This window comes from uncultured Campylobacter sp. (assembly GCF_938018035.1).
Classification (GTDB): Bacteria; Campylobacterota; Campylobacteria; order Campylobacterales; family Campylobacteraceae; genus Campylobacter_B.
The window spans coordinates 1-1,263 of record NZ_CALIJF010000154.1 but is presented as its reverse complement, the minus strand read 5'-3'; the positions used below and the strand labels follow the sequence as shown (position 1 = coordinate 1,263).

The window sequence follows — 1,263 nt, the reverse complement described above, 5'->3', positions numbered from 1 at the left end:
GCGCCCGCTGCGATCGCCATTACCACAAGCGCGCCGGACATTTCGGAGGTGAAGCCCAGTATCTGCATCAGCGAGCCGTCTGCGTTAAATGCGCCCATAATCGAAGCTGTAGTGATGATCGCCACGGTGGAGCTTCCTTGCGCGGTTTTTAAGACGGCCGAGATTAAGAACGGGAAGAAAATCCCCGCGGCTTTAATGGCAGTCGCATTGTCCTTGATGTAGGTTACGAAGCCGGCGTCGGTAATGACCTTGCCTAGCACTCCGCCCGCTGCGGTGATGAAGAGGATCGGACCTACTATCTTTAAGGATTCGTTGGTGATCTCGCTAAATTCGCCTAGTTTGCCGGTTTGCATGAGTAAAAATACCGCAAAAACTACGCCCAGGGCTAGCGCGATGATAGGATTTCCTAAAAATTGCGAAATTTCGCCCGCAAACCCGCCTACTTTTAGGATCTTGGCGACGGAGCCCAGCGCCATAAATAGGATCGGTATCAAAATAGGGGCTAAGCTTAAAAATCCGCCCGGTAATTTGCCGTATTGTTTAAGCAGATCGTCGTAGCTTTTTGCGATAACCTCATTCGCTTCAGCCTCGCTTATATGCACACTCTTGGCGACTTTTTTGGAAAAAAAGTATGTAGCGATCAGCACCGGCAAGGACACTACCGCGCCCATTGCGATTACGAGCAGCAGATTGCCGCCTAGACCCACGGCGCCTGCTGCGGCGATCGGTCCCGGAGTCGGCGGGATGAATACGTGCGAGGCGTAAAGTCCGCCGGAGAGCGCTACTGCAAGAGCGACCGGATTTTCGCCGATTTTTTTGCTGATCGCTTCTCGGATCGGGTTTAAAACTACGAAGCCGCTGTCGCAAAATACGGGGATACCTACGATCCAGCCCATTATGAGCATCGCAAGCTCGGGGCGCTTCTGCCCGACTACGTTTACGACCATATCGGCGAGTTTGAGCGCTGCGCCTGTCTTTTCGAGCACGGTGCCGATGAGCGCGCCGAAGATTATGACGATACCGATACTCTTAAACGTGCCGCTGAATCCGTCGCCGATAATCGCGGGGATCTTGGCTAGCGGTATGCCCGCGACGATCGCGAGCGCCAGGGAGATAAGCATTAGCGCCAAAAATGGGTGAACGCCTGCTTTGGAGATCAAAAAAATCATCACGACGACCGCTATGGCGAAGCAGATGATTAACGCAACACCGCTCATAAAAGCTCCTTGAATGGATTTAATTTGCCCGCAAGCGGTTTAAGCT

Annotated in this window: 1 protein-coding gene; it reads right to left on the bottom strand. The window is 53.0% G+C overall.

Annotated elements, in window-relative coordinates:
- Positions 1–1,217 (bottom strand): GntP family permease (locus Q0257_RS04690; protein ID WP_298022153.1); only part of this gene is annotated, 1,217 nt, incomplete at its 3' end.
- Positions 1,218–1,263 lie beyond the last annotated feature (46 nt).